The 19,309-nt window shown below is 62.4% G+C and carries 17 protein-coding genes, 3 tRNA genes and 1 riboswitch; of the genes, 7 read left to right on the top strand and 13 right to left on the bottom strand.

What is annotated here, in order from left to right; translation table 11 throughout:
- Positions 1–108: 108 nt before the first annotated feature.
- The 3 genes from ACIQH5_RS13870 to ACIQH5_RS13880 form a co-directional block, all read right to left on the bottom strand.
- Entirely contained in the window at positions 109–1,215 is a 1,107-nt protein-coding gene (locus ACIQH5_RS13870) for a LacI family DNA-binding transcriptional regulator (RefSeq protein WP_400404238.1), read from the bottom strand.
- A gap of 74 nt (positions 1,216–1,289) precedes the next feature.
- On the bottom strand, positions 1,290–2,174 hold the full coding sequence (locus ACIQH5_RS13875) for a PfkB family carbohydrate kinase (protein WP_400404239.1): 885 nt from the start codon (positions 2,172–2,174) through the stop codon (positions 1,290–1,292).
- 79 nt (positions 2,175–2,253) lie between these two features.
- Positions 2,254–3,255, bottom strand: coding sequence for an SIS domain-containing protein (locus ACIQH5_RS13880; protein ID WP_400404241.1), 1,002 nt, complete (start codon positions 3,253–3,255; stop codon positions 2,254–2,256).
- Positions 3,256–3,502: 247 nt separating this feature from the next.
- On the opposite strand from ACIQH5_RS13880, the gene ACIQH5_RS13885 reads away from it, so the two are divergent.
- The gene (locus tag ACIQH5_RS13885; RefSeq protein WP_400404243.1) at positions 3,503–3,946 is read left to right on the top strand and encodes a peptidase inhibitor family I36 protein; all 444 of its coding nucleotides are present in this window, start codon (positions 3,503–3,505) and stop codon (positions 3,944–3,946) included.
- A gap of 276 nt (positions 3,947–4,222) precedes the next feature.
- Here the strand turns inward: ACIQH5_RS13885 and ACIQH5_RS13890 are convergent, their stop codons facing one another.
- The 5 genes from ACIQH5_RS13890 to ACIQH5_RS13910 form a co-directional block, all read right to left on the bottom strand.
- On the bottom strand, positions 4,223–4,891 hold the full coding sequence (locus tag ACIQH5_RS13890) for a maleylpyruvate isomerase family mycothiol-dependent enzyme (protein WP_400404245.1): 669 nt from the start codon (positions 4,889–4,891) through the stop codon (positions 4,223–4,225).
- A 109-nt stretch (positions 4,892–5,000) separates the two neighbouring features.
- Positions 5,001–5,324: a DUF3806 domain-containing protein gene (locus ACIQH5_RS13895; protein WP_400404247.1), complete on the bottom strand. Its 324-nt coding sequence runs from the start codon at positions 5,322–5,324 to the stop codon at positions 5,001–5,003.
- Between the two features lie 310 nt (positions 5,325–5,634).
- A tRNA-Phe gene (locus ACIQH5_RS13900) sits at positions 5,635–5,710 on the bottom strand.
- 46 nt (positions 5,711–5,756) lie between these two features.
- Positions 5,757–5,830, bottom strand: a tRNA-Asp gene (locus ACIQH5_RS13905).
- 84 nt (positions 5,831–5,914) lie between these two features.
- Positions 5,915–5,987 (bottom strand) — tRNA-Glu (locus ACIQH5_RS13910).
- 315 nt (positions 5,988–6,302) lie between these two features.
- On the opposite strand from ACIQH5_RS13910, the gene ACIQH5_RS13915 reads away from it, so the two are divergent.
- Positions 6,303–7,274: a DMT family transporter gene (locus tag ACIQH5_RS13915; RefSeq protein ID WP_400404249.1), complete on the top strand. Its 972-nt coding sequence runs from the start codon at positions 6,303–6,305 to the stop codon at positions 7,272–7,274.
- Here ACIQH5_RS13915 and ACIQH5_RS13920 read toward each other — a convergent pair.
- Positions 7,271–8,194 carry a PfkB family carbohydrate kinase gene (locus tag ACIQH5_RS13920; RefSeq protein WP_400404251.1) on the bottom strand — a complete coding sequence of 308 codons (924 nt, stop codon included), beginning with the start codon at positions 8,192–8,194 and terminating at the stop codon, positions 7,271–7,273. The two genes, ACIQH5_RS13915 and ACIQH5_RS13920, sit on opposite strands and share 4 nt — an antisense overlap.
- A 289-nt stretch (positions 8,195–8,483) precedes the next feature.
- Between ACIQH5_RS13920 and ACIQH5_RS13925 the strand changes: the two genes are divergently transcribed.
- A complete protein-coding gene (locus ACIQH5_RS13925) occupies positions 8,484–8,843 on the top strand; it encodes a metallopeptidase family protein (protein ID WP_400404370.1) in 360 nt (119 codons plus the stop codon).
- 10 nt (positions 8,844–8,853) lie between these two features.
- Complete coding sequence (locus ACIQH5_RS13930; protein WP_400404253.1) at positions 8,854–9,774, top strand: cation diffusion facilitator family transporter; 921 nt, start codon at positions 8,854–8,856, stop codon at positions 9,772–9,774.
- A gap of 6 nt (positions 9,775–9,780) precedes the next feature.
- On the opposite strand, the gene ACIQH5_RS13935 is transcribed toward ACIQH5_RS13930, so the two are convergent.
- Both ACIQH5_RS13935 and ACIQH5_RS13940 read right to left on the bottom strand, forming a co-directional pair.
- Positions 9,781–12,573, bottom strand: coding sequence for a PEP/pyruvate-binding domain-containing protein (locus ACIQH5_RS13935; RefSeq protein WP_400404255.1), 2,793 nt, complete (start codon positions 12,571–12,573; stop codon positions 9,781–9,783).
- A gap of 19 nt (positions 12,574–12,592) precedes the next feature.
- Positions 12,593–13,630 (bottom strand): universal stress protein, encoded by a 1,038-nt coding sequence (locus ACIQH5_RS13940; protein WP_400404257.1) that lies wholly within the window; start codon positions 13,628–13,630, stop codon positions 12,593–12,595.
- A gap of 419 nt (positions 13,631–14,049) precedes the next feature.
- Here ACIQH5_RS13940 and ACIQH5_RS13945 point away from each other — a divergent pair, with 419 nt between their 5' ends.
- Positions 14,050–14,742 carry an FAD-binding protein gene (locus ACIQH5_RS13945; protein WP_400404258.1) on the top strand — a complete coding sequence of 231 codons (693 nt, stop codon included), beginning with the start codon at positions 14,050–14,052 and terminating at the stop codon, positions 14,740–14,742.
- A 159-nt stretch (positions 14,743–14,901) separates the two neighbouring features.
- Here the strand turns inward: ACIQH5_RS13945 and ACIQH5_RS13950 are convergent, their stop codons facing one another.
- Positions 14,902–15,699 carry an NlpC/P60 family protein gene (locus ACIQH5_RS13950; RefSeq protein ID WP_400404260.1) on the bottom strand — a complete coding sequence of 266 codons (798 nt, stop codon included), beginning with the start codon at positions 15,697–15,699 and terminating at the stop codon, positions 14,902–14,904.
- A 3-nt stretch (positions 15,700–15,702) separates the two neighbouring features.
- Positions 15,703–15,894, bottom strand: a riboswitch (cyclic di-AMP (ydaO/yuaA leader).
- A 150-nt stretch (positions 15,895–16,044) separates the two neighbouring features.
- Entirely contained in the window at positions 16,045–16,680 is a 636-nt protein-coding gene (locus ACIQH5_RS13955; RefSeq protein WP_400404262.1) for a copper resistance protein CopC, read from the bottom strand.
- Between the two features lie 114 nt (positions 16,681–16,794).
- Between ACIQH5_RS13955 and ACIQH5_RS13960 the strand changes: the two genes are divergently transcribed.
- Positions 16,795–18,237, top strand: coding sequence for an NCS2 family permease (locus ACIQH5_RS13960; protein WP_400404264.1), 1,443 nt, complete (start codon positions 16,795–16,797; stop codon positions 18,235–18,237).
- An 89-nt stretch (positions 18,238–18,326) separates the two neighbouring features.
- Positions 18,327–19,274 (top strand): formimidoylglutamase, encoded by a 948-nt coding sequence (gene hutG, locus ACIQH5_RS13965; protein ID WP_400404266.1) that lies wholly within the window; start codon positions 18,327–18,329, stop codon positions 19,272–19,274.
- Positions 19,275–19,309 lie beyond the last annotated feature (35 nt).

The following is a 19,309-nucleotide window of genomic DNA, read 5'->3' on the forward strand; positions in this document are numbered from 1 at the left end:
CTCGAGATTGAACTTTGGGAGGTTTGGAACTTGTGATACCGGTACCACAGTGAATCATGATTTGCGTCGGCGCGGAAGGGACCTAACGAAAATTACAGGAGGGAATTCCTAGTCGCCGCGGGCAGCGCGCACGGGGCCGTCTGATGAGCGGGCCACGAGCTGTGAAGGCAGGACGTGCTTCTTTGGAGCAGAAGTGTCGCCGTCGATCCTTGCGATGAGCTGTTGGGATGCGACGGCGCCCATCTGGCGCATGGGTTGCTGGATCATGGTCAACGGAGGCTCCATAACGGCCGCCCACGGGCTGTCATCGAAGCCAATGAGGGAGACGTCCTTCAGCACGCGAAGGTTCCTGGCACGCAAGGAATGAAGAGCGCCAACCGTCGCCTCAGTTTCGGTGGTGAAAATGGCAGTGGGAGGGTCCGCAAGCGCCAGCATTCCACTGACAGCCCGTGTCGCCTGGCCCTCATTCTTGAGGACGTGCGTAATGAGAGCGGTGTCGAAAGGAATTCCCGCCTCTTCCAAGGCATCGAGGTATCCCCTCAGCCGCTCACCATCACTCCACAGCGCTTCATCCAGGATGCCGTGCATTTGCTTCAAATCCGTCGCCGGGCTCAGCGTGACCGGACCCCATGCGAACGCTATCCGCCGGTGGCCATTCTGAATGAGCGAGGCAACGGCCGACCTTGCAGCTTCCCGGTTATCGATCACCACCGAATCCGTCTCCAGCTTGTCCACCAGGCGGTCGATAAGAACTACGGGAGTCCCTCGATCCATGGCATTGGAAAGATGTGAAACGTCGTCGCTTCGACCCGCAGCGGAGGCAACAACGAGGCCGTCCACTTGTTTTGCCAGAAGGACCGCGATTGCGTCGCGCTCCAACTCAAGCTTCTCGTCAGTGCTCAAGATGATGGCGTCATAGCCGGCCGTTTTTGCGGTTTCCGAGATGCCCTTGAGCACGCCTGAGAAGAACGGGTTGGCCACATCTGCCAGCACAATTCCAAGAGTTTTGGTAACTCCCGTGGTCATGCTTCGCGCCAGAGTGTTCGGCTGATAGCCCAATTTCTCGGCCGCCCGCATCACCTTGGCGCGCGTGGCTTCACTGACCGATCCATAGTTCCCGAGGGTTCGGGCAACCGTCGCCCTCCCCACTCCTGCAGCTGCTGCTACTTCGGTAATGGTGGGGGCAGCCGGGTGGTTCTGATGATCCGTCGCCATCCGGCCCCCTTCAGTTGTGGAATCCGCGTCTGCAGTTCCGTCGGTTGATTTGTCTCTGCATCAGATCCTAGTTGCTACCTCGACGGCCCGGCTGCTACCTCAACGGCCCGGCCGTAACCGAAGGCGCCCTCCACATAACACTGCGCCGCGGCATGCTCGGCTCCCTGCGCCAACGCTCTCTGCAAAGCGTCGGCTCGCGGGCGGTGAGTTCGGCTCCACCCGGAGCCAAGCAAACTGACCACGAGCCCCGCCAGGAATGCGTCGCCGCAACCCATCGTGTCCGCAAACCGGCCCGGATCGGTAGGTGCCGCTGCCTGAGTGAGGAAGCGTTCGCCGTCGTACATCATGGCGCCTGACTGTCCCCGCGTCCCCACCGCAAGCGAAACGCCCGCCGCGTGCACGCGTTTGAGGTCATGCTCGACGGCGGCAACGGTCATGTTTCCGCACGACAAAAGTGCCAGGTCCACGTAGGGCGCCGTCCGCATCAAATAGGCGTCTGTTCGACGTTCCGGCTCCGACGAGTAGTCATAGCTGACCAAGACCTCAGCGCTTCGGACGGCAGGTAACTGATCCTCCGATGCAGAATAGACGCTCGAATGCACCAGATCGGCCGATGCCAGGTATTGGAGGTGTTCCTCCTCCAGAGTGAAGGGATCACTTGTGGTGACGCCCCCTTCGTTCCAGCCCAGAAAGATCCGGTCACCGTCAACTACCTTGATTTCAGTGACGCCGTTGAGGCCATCGCGGATGGTGCACTTGCTGGTGTCAACATCCTCCGCATCAATGGCATCGCGGACAAAGACGCCCAAGGGATCCGAGCCGAATACGCCGAGGTAGGCGGACTCGATACCGAGCCGACGGGCGAATACTGCGACATTAACGCAGTTTCCCCCGGGGTACATCACTTTGCGGTCGAGAAAACGGTCCACGATGTTGTCCCCGAACCCGATTATTTTCATGCTCTTCCTGTCTCGAATCTGCGGGCCCGGGCAGCCGGGCCCGCAGCGCGGCCTGAGGCCTTCGCGGGCTTCGTATCGGTCAGTAATCGACCACCCGGTAGTAGCGGCGGAGATCCAGGGAGTGGTTGCGTACACGCTCAAGGTGTTTGCTGAACCGGTCAAGGACGGTATCCAGAATCAGCGGCGACAGCAGCGCGCGGAATCGAGGGCTGACGCCCGGAAGTTCGTAGTCCTTGCTGTCCAACAAGGTGGTGTTCTTGTTGTAATTTTCGGCGAACTTGGCCACGCGATCCATCAGCGGACGCGTCTCGTCCTCACCCACCAGAAGCATGAGGCTGGTGTCTTCCTCGATCAGTTCGAGGGATCCGTGGAAGAACTCTGCACCGTGCACGCGGGTGGTCCGGAGCCACTGCATTTCTTCCAAGATGCACATGGAATAGAGGTAGGTGAGGCCCCAAAGGTTCCCTGTGCCCACCAGGAAATGGTAGTCAGCGTCCTTGTTCTTCTCAGCAAATGTTTCCGCCACTGATTCTGCTTGCTTTGCGACGCCCACCAGACTCTCGGGGACGGTCTGCAGTTCTGCAGCCAGTTCTGCGTACCCTTCAAATTCGCCCCGGATGGCGAGTAGGCGGGTGCTCAAAAGAATCATAGGGATATCGAACGGCCAGGTTTTGGGCTCCGTCACCAAAGCAACATCGAGGGCCTTGGCGAACGGGCTGTCCCCGAATCCGGTGAATCCCACCGTGTAGGCACCCTTCGCCTTGGCGAACTCGATGGCCTCTATAACGTCCTCGGTGGTTCCTGAGACAGAGGCAAAAACAGCTACGGAACCGGGGCCGAACGTGGGATCCTCCGTCAGCATCAGCTCTTTGCCGATGGACGCACGGACGGGCAGGGTGGAGCGGGACCGGATGAAGTGCTCGTAGGGCAGCATCGCGGCGTAGGTCCCGCCGGCGCCGATAAGGAACAGGTTAGCCAGTTCCCGCTCTTGGATGGAGTCGACCACCGATTCGATCTGCCCCTGCAGTGCCAGTGCGCTGCGGGTCTGCGTGAGGAATTCCTCTTCTTTGAAGCCAAGCACGGATGGTCCTTTCGATGACAACGTGGGTTGTTGAGACATATTGATACCGGTATCAATATGTGGTCATCATGGTGTCACGGAGAATCTGACGCGTCAATAGTCTTCCTTTGGAAAGTCTGTGGGAAGCACCAGAACCCACTTGGGTAGTTCACCCCATCGCGAATACCTCCACCGTGGGCGAGGATACGCAAACACGCTTCGGCGGAACCGAACGGCCACACACTTCCCCGATTAAGGAGCAAGAACCATGAAACTCGCCACAAAGATCGCAAGCGCAGGAGCTCTGCTAGGGTTCGCCGCAACGGCACTGCTAGCGGGGGCACCTGCAGCCAATGCCTCAGGTTCAGGAAAAGCATGCCCGGCTAACCGTGTGTGCCTGTACTTCAACAGCAACTTTGAAGGGGCACGGGCTGACTTCGCATACAGTGATGCCAGCCTGAGCAACGAGCTCTTCACCGATGGCCCAGCGGGCGCGAACGGCTGGGGAGTCCAAGTCAACAACAACGCAGCGTCACTCATCAACAACACCCCAGGCGGCGCCAACATCTACGACGGAGCCAACTGCACTGGCGAGGCCTGGGCCACCTACGGTGGAGAACGCGTCAACTTGGCTTCAATGGGTATGAAGAACCGGGTGACCTCAATTCAGATAGATGGCGCATGCATCAACCGGGACCAGTCCTGGGCATAGAAAGCACCCCAATTTGATGGCTGGGGCGTGGCGGGCTGTCGGAACCGACTCCGCCATACCCCCGCTTCCAGTAATGGAACGCTGCCCGAGTCATCGGGAGGCAAGCTGCGCCTCCAAGTGGAGCGACCCGCGATGGAGGCAGGGGTCGATGACAGCTTAGCGAACGAGGCTGTTGCGTCGTTCGGGCTTCTAGCTGCACGACACCCCGTACTGCCTGACTGGGCGGAGTTCCATCGGGTACTGGTTCCCGGTGGGTCGCTCACTCCACCCGGTATCTCATCGACGTCCAGCAGAGCTCGCGGCTAAGACGTCGAGGCGTGAGCGAAGGGTAGGCACACCAGGACCCTGAAGGTCCTCAAGGTAGGAGGTGCGTCCGGCCATGGTCATCACGAGGGCAAGGGTCGAACCCGTGACCACCGGTCCTGTACCCGCTGCGAAGGGCCCGTCATTGGCTTGTAACTCCAGGCCGGCAGCGTGCGTGCGGCTGGCGACCGCGAAATCGCGGCGCACGTAGAACTCCGCTACGGGCGTCAACGCGGCAATGCTCGGAGTGCGGGGAACCCCCAGCGGCCGGCGAATGTCCTCGGCGTGCACTATGACCTCTCCCAGGTAGGCGGGAATATCGGAGGAAGGTGCAGTGGCGCTGTGAATGACGGTGCGAAACCGTTCCAGGGTCTCAGCCGGTGTGCTGCCGCGGTGCTCCTCCAGTCTGCGCTGGTTATGCACATCGGGACGAAAATACGCACCGAACATGCTGCGCAGCCACTGCCACCGGTTGAGGCTCGCCGCTGCCGTGAGGTGCGCGAGGACTTCCTCTACATCCCAACGCCCACACAAGGTCTCGTGACGCCATTGCTCCTCGCTAAGACCCGTCATGTCCTCCACCAGCGCGGCACGCTCAGCATGAACAAGAGTCCACAGGTGGCCATTTGAAAGTTTCCCCATAACTTCTGCTTCCTTTAGTAAAGTTTCGTGGCTTCAATACCGCCCTCGCTTCCTATCGACGGATTCAGGCACAGCGAATCGTCACTGGCGGCGCCGCTACCCGCAGCGGCTAGTAGACCTTGAAGTGGTCAATCACTTTGCCGGTCAGGGCCTTGATGAACTCGCCGTCATCACCTCTGCCCCACCGCTTCTCCACGGCATCCAGGGGATACACAAGGAAATTGGTTCGGTCAGAATGAACAGCCAGCTCGCGTCCCTGTGAATCCTCGGCGACGACCCATCGAAGCGGAGACGTCCGGACGAGGAGTTCACCGAAAGCAACACCAGCGGCGTTTCGGTACAGCTCAGCGTCTGTCTGCCCACCCGATGCCTGCCATGATTCCAATGCAGTCTGGTAAAAACCGGCGACACTGTCAGCATCCGCGAGATCCACGCCAGATCCTTCGGCGATCTGCACGTATGTGGAGAGGAACTGTATATGCTCCGGTGGCAGCTCCGAAAAAACCGGCTGCTCATATTCGTCGGCGCTAACCGCTGTCTTTTTCCAGTTAAACAAACCCATGCCAATAAGGAAACCATCATCAGGGTCGCCGCCGGTAACACCGCCCAGCGCAGGATGTCCGCCCGCCGGTGTCCGTCCGCACTTGTGGTGTCCAGTTTGCAGGGTCTTCCGGAGCGTGATTCGTCGTGCCAACCGCGTTAAAGAAGAAAAGCACCAGTTCCGAAGAACTGATGCTTCCCAGTGGTGGCTCCGACCGGCGTCGATCCGGTGACCTTTCGATTTTCAGTCGAACGCTCTACCAACTGAGCTACAGAGCCTAGGTGACATGTCACCTTGAGAACCGAATTTCTTCGGCGCTCAGAGCGACCCTGACGGGACTTGAACCCGCGACCTCCGCCGTGACAGGGCGGCGCGCTAACCAACTGCGCTACAGGGCCTTGCGTTTGCAGTATCTCTACCGCGTTTTTTTCAAGGCTTCTAGCTTACCAGACTTTTTTCATCCGGTTCACCACTTCCTTGCGTACCCCCAACGGGATTCGAACCCGTGCCGCCGCCGTGAAAGGGCGGTGTCCTAGGCCGCTAGACGATGGGGGCCTGAACTCAATTCGGATTTCGCAAAGAAAAGGGACGCTCTACGCGTTCTTTCCGTGTCTCGCTCGTCCGAACTGGACTCTAAAACTTTAGAGCATAGATGGCGATATTCCCAAATCGAGGTTTGCGCAGTGTCCCGGACCACAAACCAGGTGACCGCCGAGGGGCGGGATCTCAAGGGATAGAAGCACCCAAAGGGTCGAGAGCTCACCCCTCGGCGGACGCCCCGAGGGCTGCAGCCCAACATTGGCAGGATCTTGTCCTGACGCGTCCGAAAACCGCCAGCCGCCTCCGCTGTATGCCGGATACATTTGCCCTATGACAACCACCACCCCGGCCGAACCCGGCCAGCCCTCCCCGGACTCGACCCCGCGCACCACCCCCGCGCCGGGCGCAGCCATCAGCAAACTCGGCATCGCGGCCGTCATCATCACGGTCGTCCTGTGGGCTTCGGCCTTCGTGGGCATCCGGGCAGTCGGCCCCAGCTTCTCCCCCGGGTCCTTGACGCTGGGACGGTTGGCGGTTGCCGCCGTCGTACTTGGAATCGTGGTGCTGCCGACTTTGAAGATCTGGCCGAGCGGCCGGGAATGGTTGCCAATCGTTGCTTACGGGGTGATGTGGTTCGGCGGCTATAACGTGGCGCTGAACGCCGCGGAGCACATGCTCGACGCCGGCACCAGCGCCATGCTGATCAACGTCTCACCCATCCTCATCGCCATTCTTGCCGGCATCTTCCTCAAGGAGGGCTTCCCGTGCTGGCTGTTGATCGGTAGCGGCGTGGCCTTCTGCGGCGTCGCCATGATTGCGCTGGGTTCAGGACAGCGCTCGACGGCGGACGTCGCCGGTGTGCTGTTGTGCTTGCTCGCCGCTGTGCTCGCCTCGGTGAGCGCGATCCTGCAGAAGCCCGTGCTCCGGAAATTCACGGCAGGACAGGCGACGTGGTTCGGGATCATGGTGGGTGCCATCTGCTGCCTGCCGTGGACAGGTCAGCTGATTGCCGAGGTCCAAGCGGCACCCCTCCCCGCGACGCTGGGCCTGGTGTACTTGGGCATCTTCCCCACAGCCATAGCGTTCACCACATGGGCGTACGCGCTATCCCTGATCTCGGCCGGAAAGCTGGCCGCCACCACGTACCTCGTCCCGGGCACCACCATTTTGATCTCGTGGGCTGTCCTCCAGGAGATCCCTACCATTTGGGGATTGATCGGCGGCGTAGTCTGCCTCATCGGCGTCGGATTGACGCGGCGGCAAACCAGACAGACCAGGCAGCCCCGCCAGCCTCGTAGCTAGCGGGCCATGCCCATCAGAAGTTCGCGGTGAGTGGGCGGGTTGGCACCTGGGCGTCCAACAGCAATGGAGGCAGCCATGGAGGCAATGGTTCCGATCCGTTCCAGCACGGTTGGCGCCATCCCGTCGCTGCCGCGTAGCAGCAGCCCCATGATGAGCGCCGCCGTGTAGGAGTCGCCGGCGCCGATGGTGTCCGCCACAGTTGCCGGGACGGCCGGGACGTTGAGCTGTATATGCCGGGTGGCCATGAGCGAGCCATTGACCCCTTGGGTCACCACGGCAAGCCCGGTACCCAGGGCCAGGAGGTGGTTCGCTGTGTCCTCAAGCGCCTTGCCGGGGTACAGCCACCGGGCATCGGTGCCGCTGAGCTTGACGACGTCCGTCAGGGGCACGATTTCCTCGAACAATGCGAGCGCCTCGTGGTGACTTCCCAGGAGGTCGGGGCGGATGTTGGGGTCGTACGTGACCATGCATCCGCCCTGGGCCTGCTCCAGCAAGCTCCGGACAACACTTGCCCCGGGCTCCAGAAAAGTGGCAATGGAACCCGTGTGCAGGATTCTTGGCGCGTAGGGCAAAGCGAGTGGAGCCAGCGCCCAGTCGATATCGAAGGTGTAATCCGCAGAACCGTCGGCGGTTATCCGGGCTGTCGCCGTCGCGGTCTTGCCCGCGGACATGGATCCGGGCAACAACACCACACCCGCTTTTTGCAGGTGCGCAGCGATGGCATCACCCCGCGCATCGCGTCCAATCGCCGTTAGCAGGCCCGTTTTCACGTCCAAGAGTCCAAGGCCATAGGAGACATTTGCCGGCGAACCGCCGGGGTACTCCTTCTGCCCGTCCGTCGACTGGACGATGTCGATCAAGGCCTCACCCACAACGACGACGTCGAGGGGCTCAGGTGTGAGGGAAGCGGTGCCGGTCATGCGGTTCCTGTGTCTGTCGAAAGGAGGATTGAGTTCAGTATCTCCCATCACGCACGGAGCCATTGCTGCGTTGGCGGACTAAAGTCGAATCATGCCCGCGAATCTTCCTCCCGGCCTGCCCATAGTTCCCGACGGCGAGCGCCCTTCCTCGCCGCTCCGGGACTCGCCACTGCTGGAACGGAACGCAGTACACAGCCCCGTCGAAAAAGTGCCCAGTCCTGTCGAAAAAGTACACAGTCCCGTCGAAAACAGGCCTGGTGATGAAGCCCATTTTTCGGGTCCTTATGAGATGTCGCCCGAGGACTTTGAGGCAGCCGTCAGTGACGCCCTGCAGCTGATCCCGCCCAAAGCGGCCAGTGCCATGGACAACGTGGCGATCTTCATCGAGGACGACTACACGCCACAGCCCGGCGAAGATCCGGACACTGTGTTGTTGGGACTCTACGAGGGAGTTCCGTTGACCGAACGCGACTCCTGGTGGGAGGCAGGCTCCCTCCCGGATCGGATCACCATCTTCCGTCAACCCATCCTGAACATCTGCAGCACCCGCCAAGAGGTTATTGATGAGGTGGCCATCACTGTGGTGCATGAGATAGCTCACCATTTCGGGATAGACGACGACCGCCTGCATGAGCTCGGCTGGGGCTAGCCTTATAGGCATGGGGCACGACCACAACCACTCCCACGGAGTCACAGCAACCGGCAAGCATCGGAAGCGGCTTATCGCCGTCCTGGCCATCACCTTAGGGGTGGTGGGCATCCAGGTGGTTGGCGCCGTCGTGTCCGGTTCCTTGGCCTTGCTGGCCGATGCGGGCCACATGCTCTCCGACGCCGCCGGTGTCTTCATTGCCCTCATGGCGGCGTGGATCGCTACCCGTCCGGCGAGCGACCAGCGGACCTATGGATACCAGCGGGCCGAAGTGTTGGCTGCTCTGGCCAACGCTCTGATCCTCATAGTCATCGCCGTGGTGATCATGATCGAAGCCATCCGGCGCTTCGGCGAGACCACGGAAATCCATACGGACGTCATGCTGTGGGCCGCCATTTTGGGTGCGGTGGCAAACCTCGTCTCACTCCTGATCCTGCAGGGGGCACAGAAGGAAAGCCTCAACGTCCGCGGCGCCTACCTGGAGGTCCTCGGCGACCTCCTTGGCTCCATCGCGGTCATCGTGGCGGCCGTGGTGATCATGACCACCGGATTCAGTGCTGCTGACCCGCTGGCATCCGTGCTGATTGCCCTGATGATCATTCCGCGGGCCTGGCATCTCTTACGTGACGTGGTGGACGTACTCCTGGAAGCCACCCCCAAGGGCGTGGACGTGAACATGATCCGCGAGCACATCCTGGCTGTCGACGGCGTAGTGGACGCACACGACATCCACATCTGGACCATCACCTCCGGGGTGCCCGTGTTCTCCGCCCACGTGGTGGTGGAAGATGAGGTCCTCAACGCTACGGGGGCGGACAGCATCCTCGATCAACTGGGATCTTGCCTGGGCCGGCACTTCGATACCGAGCACTGTACTTTCCAGTTGGAGCCCGTGAGCCACTCCGAGCACGAATCACATCAGCACGCCTGATCTCCGTCAGGGTTCAGGGGTTTCCGTATTGACGGTCCCCGCGGCTCCGTCCACGGTGATGAGTTGGCCTGTGCTGATGCGCGCCGTTGCGTCGGGTACGCCAACCACCGCTGGTATGCCGTATTCGCGGGCCACCACTGCCCCGTGGGAATTGGGGCCGCCCATCTCCATGACCAGCCCTCCAGCAGTGAGGAACAGGGGCGTCCAGCCCGGGTCCGTTGACGGTGCCACGAGGATTTCCCCGGGTTCGAGGTGGGCGCCCACCGGATCCAGGATGACCCGCGCCGGCGCAGACACCAGGCCCGCCGACGCCGGACTGCCGGACAAAGTGCCAGGGCGCTGCTTGCCGCCGCTCCCGCCGGCCGTAGCCTCGGGTTCTGTCCCATCAGACAGGAGCACTCTGGGAATGTGCCTGCGGCGGAGTTCCTGTTCATAGGCCGCACGGCGGTCCGCAACCACGCCGCGCAGGTCATCCCCCGCCAAGGCGACCTCGACGTCGTCGAGGTCCAGAAAGAAGACGTCCTCCGCACTTTCAATTCGGTGTGCTGCCGCAAGCTCGTTACCGATCAGGAGCAGCTGCTCCCTCGCTGCCGACAATCCCAGGACGAGGTTGTACTTGGGCAACTCCCGCAAGCCAGCGAATCTCCGTGTCCGGTCCAGAGCCGTGCGAACAATCAGGGCATGGAGCGGACTCTTCGCCCTGGCGCGGGCCACAAAAAGGGCCACCTGCTCATCGGCGTCACGGGCCGCCCTGATGAACTGGCGATCCGGGGTCTCAGAACCCTCCCCAAGCCTCAAATAGTTCGCCACCACTCCGAGGATGTGGGTGGGATCATCTGACCAGCGCGGCATTCCGAGGTCGATCTCGGCAACGGCTCTGTGTCCATACGTTCGAAGGAACGCTTCCACGCCGGACTGCGCAACCGGAGGGAGGTCCGCCGCCCGATACTGTTCAACCAACTCCACTGCCGTCCTGCCCACCATGGAGGCAACGGCGTCGGGATCCTTCCGGATGTCCGAGGCGAGCTGCCATAAAGCCAGGTCCATCTCCGTGGTGACGTTGTTGGGTAGGCCGCGGATCACTGTTTGGAGTTGCTCGTACGGCGCCTGCCCACCCAGAAGCCGGCTCACCAGCGCCAGCATGGCGAATCCGAGCGCAGGAAGAGGCAGAATCTGCGGTACTACGGCGAAGACTTCCTCTCCCAGGATTCTCTGCACGTGGCCGAGCCGCTGATGGGAGGTCGCTGTGCTCGGCACAGCCAAGGTGGTGCGTAATTCCGCGTTGATGCGCTCCACCCCTGCCATCGCCGCAGCCGGCCGGAAGAGTCCGCGGAGCACGGACGCGGGGACACGGTACTTGGCCGCAACCGGCCCAATGTGGCGAAGCAGCTTCAGGGGCGTCTTGGTGATCACCGTGAAGCGTGGATCATCAAACAGACCCCGCATGAGTGTGGCTGAGCGGGCTTCCATCACATCGAAAACCCGCGGAACGATTTCCCGCCCGACCCGGCTTCGCAGCACCGCTGTGAGATCGAAAAATATGCGCTGACCGGCCTCATAATACGGTGGAGGACCGGACCTGGGATCAGGTACATCGAACGCAGCAGTCTTGGCGACGCATGATGCGATGAGGCGGATACCGGCCAAGCCCATGGGCGTCAATGGCCTTGTGAGCCCCTGCGCGAGGCTGAAGTTCAGGAAGGCGTGCTCCCCCGGCGCAGGAGGCGTTCGGGTGGTTTGCGGGTACAGGGTTGTGATGGGCCGGGCCTGGGTGAGCCACAGCTTTCCTCCGGCGTCGATGGCCCATTCGGTATCCTGCGGGGCGCCGTAGTGTTTCTGGACCTCCCGGCCCAACGTTGCGAGCGCAATGACCTGGCCGTTACTGAGGCAGGGCTGAAGAGCCGGGTCATCAAGCAGGGCCCGGTGACGCCGCTCAAGTCGTTCCGTGCCGCCGCCTGGAACGGCGCGGATCTCCACGCTTTTGTCCCCCACGGTCGCACTCACAATCTCGCCGAGCAGGGAGTCCACCACATAATGATCCGGATTCACGGCACCGGAAACCACCGCTTCCCCCAGGCCAGGGCTGGCATCGATGACGATCTCATGGCGATTTCCCGTCACGGGGTTGGCCGTAAACATGACGCCGGCCGCCGTGGAGTCCACCATCTCCTGCACCACCACGGCCAAAGCCACCGTGGCGTGGTCAATCCCGTTGGTGGTCCGGTAGGTCACGGCGCGGTCTGTCCAGAGCGAGGCCCAGCAGCGGCTCACGACGTCCAGGACCGAGTCCACACCCACGACGTTCAAGAAGGTGTCCTGTTGCCCGGCGAAGCTCGCGAACGGCAGGTCCTCGGCGGTGGCCGAAGACCTGACAGCCACTGGAACGTCGTCTCCCAATTCCTCGTAGGCCGAACTCACCGCTTCTGCGATCCCGGCCGGCACCCCGGCGTCGAGAACCAAAGAGCGGGCACGGGTGGCGATCTCACTGAGCCGGTCCAAGCCTGAGGTGTCCAAGCGAGGGACGTCCGGGCCGGAGGTGCTGACCTCATTCAAAGCCGCGAAGACATCCTCCAAGCCGGCGGCCGCGAGTGCCTGCCGGTACGCAGCTGTTGTGAGGCAAAACCCCGGCGGCACAGGCAGCCCCGCGCTGGCTAACTCGCCCAGGTTAGCTGCCTTGCCCCCGACCTCTGGAAGCATGGCTCCTCGGATGTGGGCGATGTCCATGACAAGCAGCGGATCGGAACCGCTCATGCGGGCGCCCCGATCCTGCGCCGGCTTCCCGGGCTGATTCTTGTCCATGGACGAAACGGGCGCCGACTCAGGCAGCGCCGAGCATGGGCCCGAATTTGTGGCGGTCAGCCAACCGGGGATCTTCCCGGTCCGGAACCACCAGCACAGGGCCCTTGGCGTGGTGCAGGACTCCGTCCGATGTTGAACCCAGCAGCATTCCCGCGAATCCACCGCGGCCCCGTGTACCCAGAACTACCAACTCGACGCTGCGGCTGGTTTCCACCAGAACATCAACCGGCGAGCCGTCACGGAGATCCGTTTCAATGGCCAATGAGGGGAAGTGGCTTCTGAGCCACGCAACACCCGCATCAAGCTGGACCCTGATATCCGCAAACAGCGCATCACGGTCCAACGGAGCCGGAACCCAGGCCAGGGAACCGCTGTATTGAGGAACAGCGCAGATAACCCGGAGCTTGGCGCCCATGCGCTGGGCTTGCTCGGCAGCCTCGAGCACGGCAACGCGAGCTTGTTCGGAGCCGTCAACGCCTACCACAACCACATTTTCCACGGTCCGCGGACCGGACTTGGCGTGCTCGGCCTTGATGTGTTTGTCCTCGGTGTTCTCGCCCAGCCTGTCGGCGCAGTAGAGCGGGACCGTCACCGTGGGGCATTTGGCGTGTGCGGGCAGGGCACTGCTCACCGAGCCCAGCAGACGTCCGACGAACCCGCCGCGTCCCCTGCTACCGAAGACCAGCAGCGCAGCATCCTCGGAAAGATCCAACAGGACACCAGCGGCATCGCCGTTTTCCACGGATGCATCAACGTCGATGGCGTATCCGGAGACTTTGTCCAGGGCTTGGCGAACGATTGCGTCCGCGCCCTCGCGTATGACGGAATCGTCAACTGTTGCGTAGCCACCGTCCAAGCCGGAGGCCGCGAAAATGGGCACGGAGTAAGCCGTGACAATATGCAGCGGAAGCTGACGGCGTTCCGCCTCCCGTGCAGCCCAGACCAAGGCGCACTGACCGTGCTCTGAACCGTCCACTCCGACCACGATGCCACCTGGTTCCACAACCTGGTCCTGGCCGTCCTGTGGCTCTTCACTGTGTCTACCGTGCTGGTCCATGGGGGCCTGCCTCTCCACCTGCTGCTTGATGTTCCGGCTATTCTGCCAGAGGTTCCCGGCGTAGAACTCTCTGACTGTTCCATTGTCAATGGCCGGGGCAGGAGAAACTCTAAAAATTCCTGCTCCCAATGCTCACTATTCTCGGTCAGCAGTGGCGAATCAAGACGACATTGGGCTATGTGCATAACGGTCAGGGCTCGGTTCCCGGCCGTCGATATTGCGCTCCCGACGAACAGACAAAACGCGCCGCCTAAGAGGCTATCCATGGCCGAAAAAGTTCGGTAGTGTTCGAGTCACCGAATGGCCGGCGAGGGTGTCTCACAACACACGCCCCGGCCATTTATTTGCGGCCGCTTGGGGAACTCGGACGCGATCCCACGCGCTGCCGTAAGGCACACACGTCAAGGAGGAACCAAGCAGTGTCACTCACGCCTGATTCCGCCACGGAACGCACCACCACCGTGGTCATCGGAGCCGGCCTGTCCGGCTTGGCAGTTGCCAGCGAACTCAGCCGTTACGGCGTGGGTTCAATCGTTGTGGACGGGTTCGGAGCGTTGTCCGCTCCAGGACCGTCCGTCCACACAGGCATGCTTCAACGCACTGACTCCGCCGATCCCGCAGCAATGCAGGAACGCAACGAAATCCTCCGCCACCTGCGCAACTACGCCACCAACCATCACTTGGACGTTCGCAACACCACACGTGCCGTGCGCCTTGATTTCCTGGGGTCAGATCCCTCCCGGCAGATCGGATATGGCCTGGTGGCCAGCATGACCACAGCGGGCCTGAGGACCGGGCTCCACGCATCCGGCCCCCTCGAATCAAGTCCCCGCCAATGGGCGGTCCACACGGCCCACGGTGTTCTCCTGGCAGACCACGTAGTAGTAACGCGCTGCGCCCAAAGCCAGTTGCGGCGCATGCTTGCCGAACTTGGCATAGCGGTAGGCCAGAATCTTGCCGCGGCCATGCGGGCCGTCGGCATGCACCTTGTGGGTGTCGGAGACCTCATTACACCGTCTCCCAAGGAAGTGCTGCGGCAAGCCAAGGCAGTGGGCCAGGCGATCTCTTCAAAGGTTGCCCTGCCGCCGGGTCCCGGCATCGCCATCGCCTAGCAGCACCCACCAGCCAAGCCAGCCAAGCCCAGCCAGCCCCCGCCGCTCAGGCGCGCCATCCGGCGTCGGACATAACGCGCTGAACTTTTCCGAACAGAACTTAACGCCAAAGGCCGGTACCTCCGAAGAGGTACCGGCCTTTGAACTAAGCGTGAGGCTTTATGCGCCAGCGCGTACGTAGGTCAGGGGACCCGTTGCGGTCAACCAGCTGATCGGGTGGATGCCCGTCTGGTTGCCGTTGATGCCGCCGCTGATGGCCTGTCCGTTGCCGATGTAGATGGCAACGTGGCCGGACTGGACGATCATGTCACCGGGCTGGGGATCGCTAACGACCTTGCCGTAGTTCATGAACTGCATGGGACCGAGGTCGCCTACCGGGATGCCTGCGGAGCCAAGGGCCTTTTCAACCATGGCGGTGCAGTCCTGGAAGATGCCGATCTGTGCGTAAGCCGAAGCAACCATGGCTGCGTTGACTCCGCCAGCGGCGGGGGCAGCAGCTACAGGAGCAGCGGCAACCGGTGCGGCAGCCACGGGAGCAGCAGCAACCGCAGCCTGAGCGGCGACGGGAGCTGTTGCAGCAGCGGTGGTCACAGCTGCCTTCTTGGCTACGGGAGCCTCAACAACAGGAGCCGGCTTTTCGATGACCGGAGCTGCTACGGAAGCAACGGCGGGACGCTCGAAGTTGACGGTAGCCGTCGACAGGGCGGTAACAACCTTGGTGGGTGCCTCGGATACGGTCTCGGCGACCGTTGCGGGGCTGGAATCGCGCTGAACCGGGGTCTCAGCTGCGTGAGCAGCAATGGAACCGGTCAAAACGAGGCCCGAGGCAGCTGCGATAACAGCTGCCTGACGGCCAGCGCCGGAAGCGTTGCTGGCCACTGCCTTCGAGATGGAGATGAACGGATTAGGACGTACGCTGTCCGCCTTACGACGGCCGCGAAGAATGCGTGAAGACATGAAAGAGCCTCTCCCGATGCCTGCGAGGTTAGCTGTCGGATTCGGATGGGAGTCACCCGGCCACTATCCCCCGCTGTTCAGCGGAAGCTTCGTGACTTCACCCCAAGGCACGCTCGAAAGCGGCCTAAATTGGGTTCCCCGTCTCTGCCGTAGGTTTGTCTGCGAACGGATTCCGGACTGCGGCAGAGCTAGGCAATCAGGCCGGAAGTGCCCGCTACGTGGAACAGGCACAGGTACTACCGTACGCGATGATTCCCCCGAAGTCACATTTAAGTAACGGGAAGTGGGCGTCCGGCGTGTCGCGGTAACCGATTCGAGATATTCGCAGCTACGTAGAAAACCGCGCTATTCCGCGGGAGTATCCGCATCCGCGTCGTTAGAAGCCGCCAATTTCTTCCTTGCGGTAACGGCGAGATAAATAACGAGACCCACAGCTACAACAGCCAGCCCAACGATGCTCCACGGGAAGGGCTGCGAGGCGTCCTCGGCCGGCTCATTATTGCTGGCCGTGCCGGGCGCGGCGGTACCCGCGGTGGGAACCGCGGCTGACGAAGCTGACGCCGTCGGCGAGGCACCTGCCGTACCACTCGCCGTCGTCGAGCCTCCCGCGGCGGCTGTGAAGGTGAAGGTGCCCTCAATGGGGTGTGAATCGGAGCTGACAACGCGCCATACCACCGTGAACTCACCTGCGGGGGCGCCCTCGCGAAGCTTCTGAACGGCCTGGTTGTCGATAATTTCCACGGGACCGTCTGCCCAGTTCTCGCCTCCGGCCGTCACGGTTACACCGGAACCGATGGCGAGGGGGCGGTTGTTGAACGTAATGGAGACCGACGCCGGAACTTCCGCCACGCTGGCACCGTTGGCTGGCGTGGTTGATTCGGCGACGTCGTGCGCGGACGCCGGCGCCGCGGAAAACAGCAGGGCGGAAGCAAAAGCAAGAGCAGCGACGACGGCGGCCAGAAGCGGGCGGATGGTACGCATGGGGCGGTTTCTCCTAGTGTTGGCTTCCTTACAGACTAGGCGAATCGTTGGGATGGCCCGCACCGGACAACATAGGATTTGAGAGCAAACTCCCCTCGATCCCCGGAGACCTTCATGCTGAAACAAGGTTCTGCAGTAGACCGCTACTTCAAGATCTCCGAACGCGGATCCACCTATTCGCGGGAAATCCGTGGCGGCTTCGCGACCTTCTTCGCCATGAGCTACATCGTGGTGTTGAACCCGCTGATCCTCTCCGGGCCCGACTCAAGCGGCGCGTCACTGGGCTTCACCGCCGTGGCAGCCACCACGGCGTTCGTGGCCGGCATCCTGACTATCCTCATGGGCGCCTGGGCCAAGCACCCCTTCGCGGTGGCAACAGGCCTGGGCGTCAACGCGTTCGTCGCGGTCACCGTTGCCTCGCACCCCGGTCTGACATGGCCGGACATGATGGGCCTGGTGGTGCTGTCCGGTGTCACCATGCTCATCCTGGTGCTCACGGGATTCCGCACTGCCGTGTTTAAGGCGGTGCCGGAAGCCCTCAAAACGGCGATCGTTGTGGGCATTGGCCTCTTCATTGCACTGATCGGCCTGGTCAACGCCGGATTCGTGCGCCGCATCCCCGACGCCGCCGGCACCACTGTTCCCCTCGGTTTGGGCGTGGACGGCAAGCTCTTGGGCTGGCCTACCCTTGTGTTTGCTGTGGGCCTAATCCTGACCATCGCCCTGGTGGTCCGCAAGGTCCGCGGCGCCATCCTGATCGGCATCGTAGTTTCCACGGCCCTGGCCGCGATCCTCGAGTTCACGCTCCACATTGGCCCGAGCTTTGATGGCACCAACGTCAACCCCCGCGGCTGGTCTTTGGTGGCGCCCAAGCTCAGCGAATGGGGCGCACCGGACCTGTCCCTGATCGGCAAAGCCAATCCGTTTGGCGCCTTCGAGCACCTAGGTTTCATCGCTGCAGCTTTGTTGGCTTTCGTGATCCTCCTCAGCATCTTCTTCGACGCCATGGGCACCATGGTGGGCCTGGCCAACGAGGCCGGAACCGTGGATGAGGACGGGAACATCCCCAACGTGGACCGCGTTCTCCAGGTGGACGCGCTGGGAGCGATCGTGGGCGGTGGAGCCTCTGTTTCCTCCAACCAGATCTTTGTGGAGTCCGGCGCAGGAATCGGCGAAGGCGCACGGACCGGGCTCGCCTCGATTGTCACCGGCGCGCTCTTCCTGGTGGCCATGTTCTTCACGCCGCTGATCAACCTGGTTCCCTTTGAAGCCGTTGCCCCCGCCCTGGTGGTGGTGGGCTTCATGATGGTCTCCCAGGTGGGCAAGATCGACTGGCAGGACTGGGGCGTTGGAATTCCCGCGTTCCTGACCATCGCCCTGATGCCGTTCACCTACTCGATTGCCAACGGCCTCGGCGCAGGCTTCATCTCCTTCGTCCTCATCCGCACCTTCCAGGGCCGCGCCCGAGAAGTCCACCCGCTCATGTGGGCTGTGGCTGCCGCCTTCCTGCTGTTCTTCGGCATCGGTACCGTGGAAGAGCTGCTGGGCGTCAAGTAACACTCCTCCGCGAGGGGATGTCCGGGGTTTCAGACACTCCCTCCATGGAATCGCTGGTTTTCGCCGGCGTGTTGGGGTGTGCTTGAAGCATGGAAACCAGTGCCCCCACCGTCGACGTCACGCCCACCCCGTGGACCGGCCGTTTTGATGGGGACGGCGCTGAGCACCGCCGCTGGTGGCAGGCCATCACCCCGCACACGTCCGCAGCCGCCTCAGAAGGTGCGCGTCCCGCCGTCGTGCTTGGTTTCTGCAGCGACGCCGGCGTCCTCCGTAACAAGGGCCGTGTAGGCGCGGCCAAGGCTCCGGCCGCCATCCGGTCGGCGCTGGGTCCGCTGGCGTTCCACCTTGACCGTGACGTGTTCGACGCCGGTGATGTGGTGGTGGAGGACGACTCACTGGAAGCGGGCCAAGAGCGCGCCGGACGCGCCATATCGGGACTGCTCGACGCCGGAAACCTCACTGTGGTGCTTGGCGGAGGCCACGAGACCGCGTTCGCCAGCTACCTCGGCGTGGCCGGCTCTGAAGCGGTGCGCGGCAAGCGGCTGGGTGTGCTGAACCTGGACGCCCACTTTGACCTGCGCGATGAGCCGAGGCCGAGCTCGGGTACGCCGTTCCTGCAGATGGCCAACGCGGAAGCTGCGGCTGGGCGCGAACTGCAGTACGCCGTCGTCGGAATTTCTGAGCCGAACAACACCCGAACGCTCTTCGACACCGCCAACCGGCTGGGCGTGAAGTACCTGCTCGATGAACTGTGCTCGCCCGAGGCATCAGAGGTTTTCGTCGCTGACTTCCTGGCGGGCGTGGATGTGCTGTACCTGACCATCGACCTTGACGTGATGCCGGCCTCGGTGGCTCCCGGGGTGAGCGCGCCTGCCGCGTATGGCGTGCCTTTGCCGGTGATCAGCGCGATCTGCCGCCAGGTGGCTGCGAGCGGGAAACTCCTCCATGTGGACGTCGCCGAGCTGAACCCGGAGTTCGACATTGATTCCAGGACCGCGAAGGTTGCGGCCCGCTTGGTCAACACCTTGCTTGCCTAGATTTCCCGACCCCTTTTCCAGCCGCCCTCTTCCAC

It is taken from the genome of Paenarthrobacter sp. NPDC091711, assembly GCF_044756605.1.
Classification (GTDB): domain Bacteria; phylum Actinomycetota; class Actinomycetes; order Actinomycetales; family Micrococcaceae; genus Arthrobacter.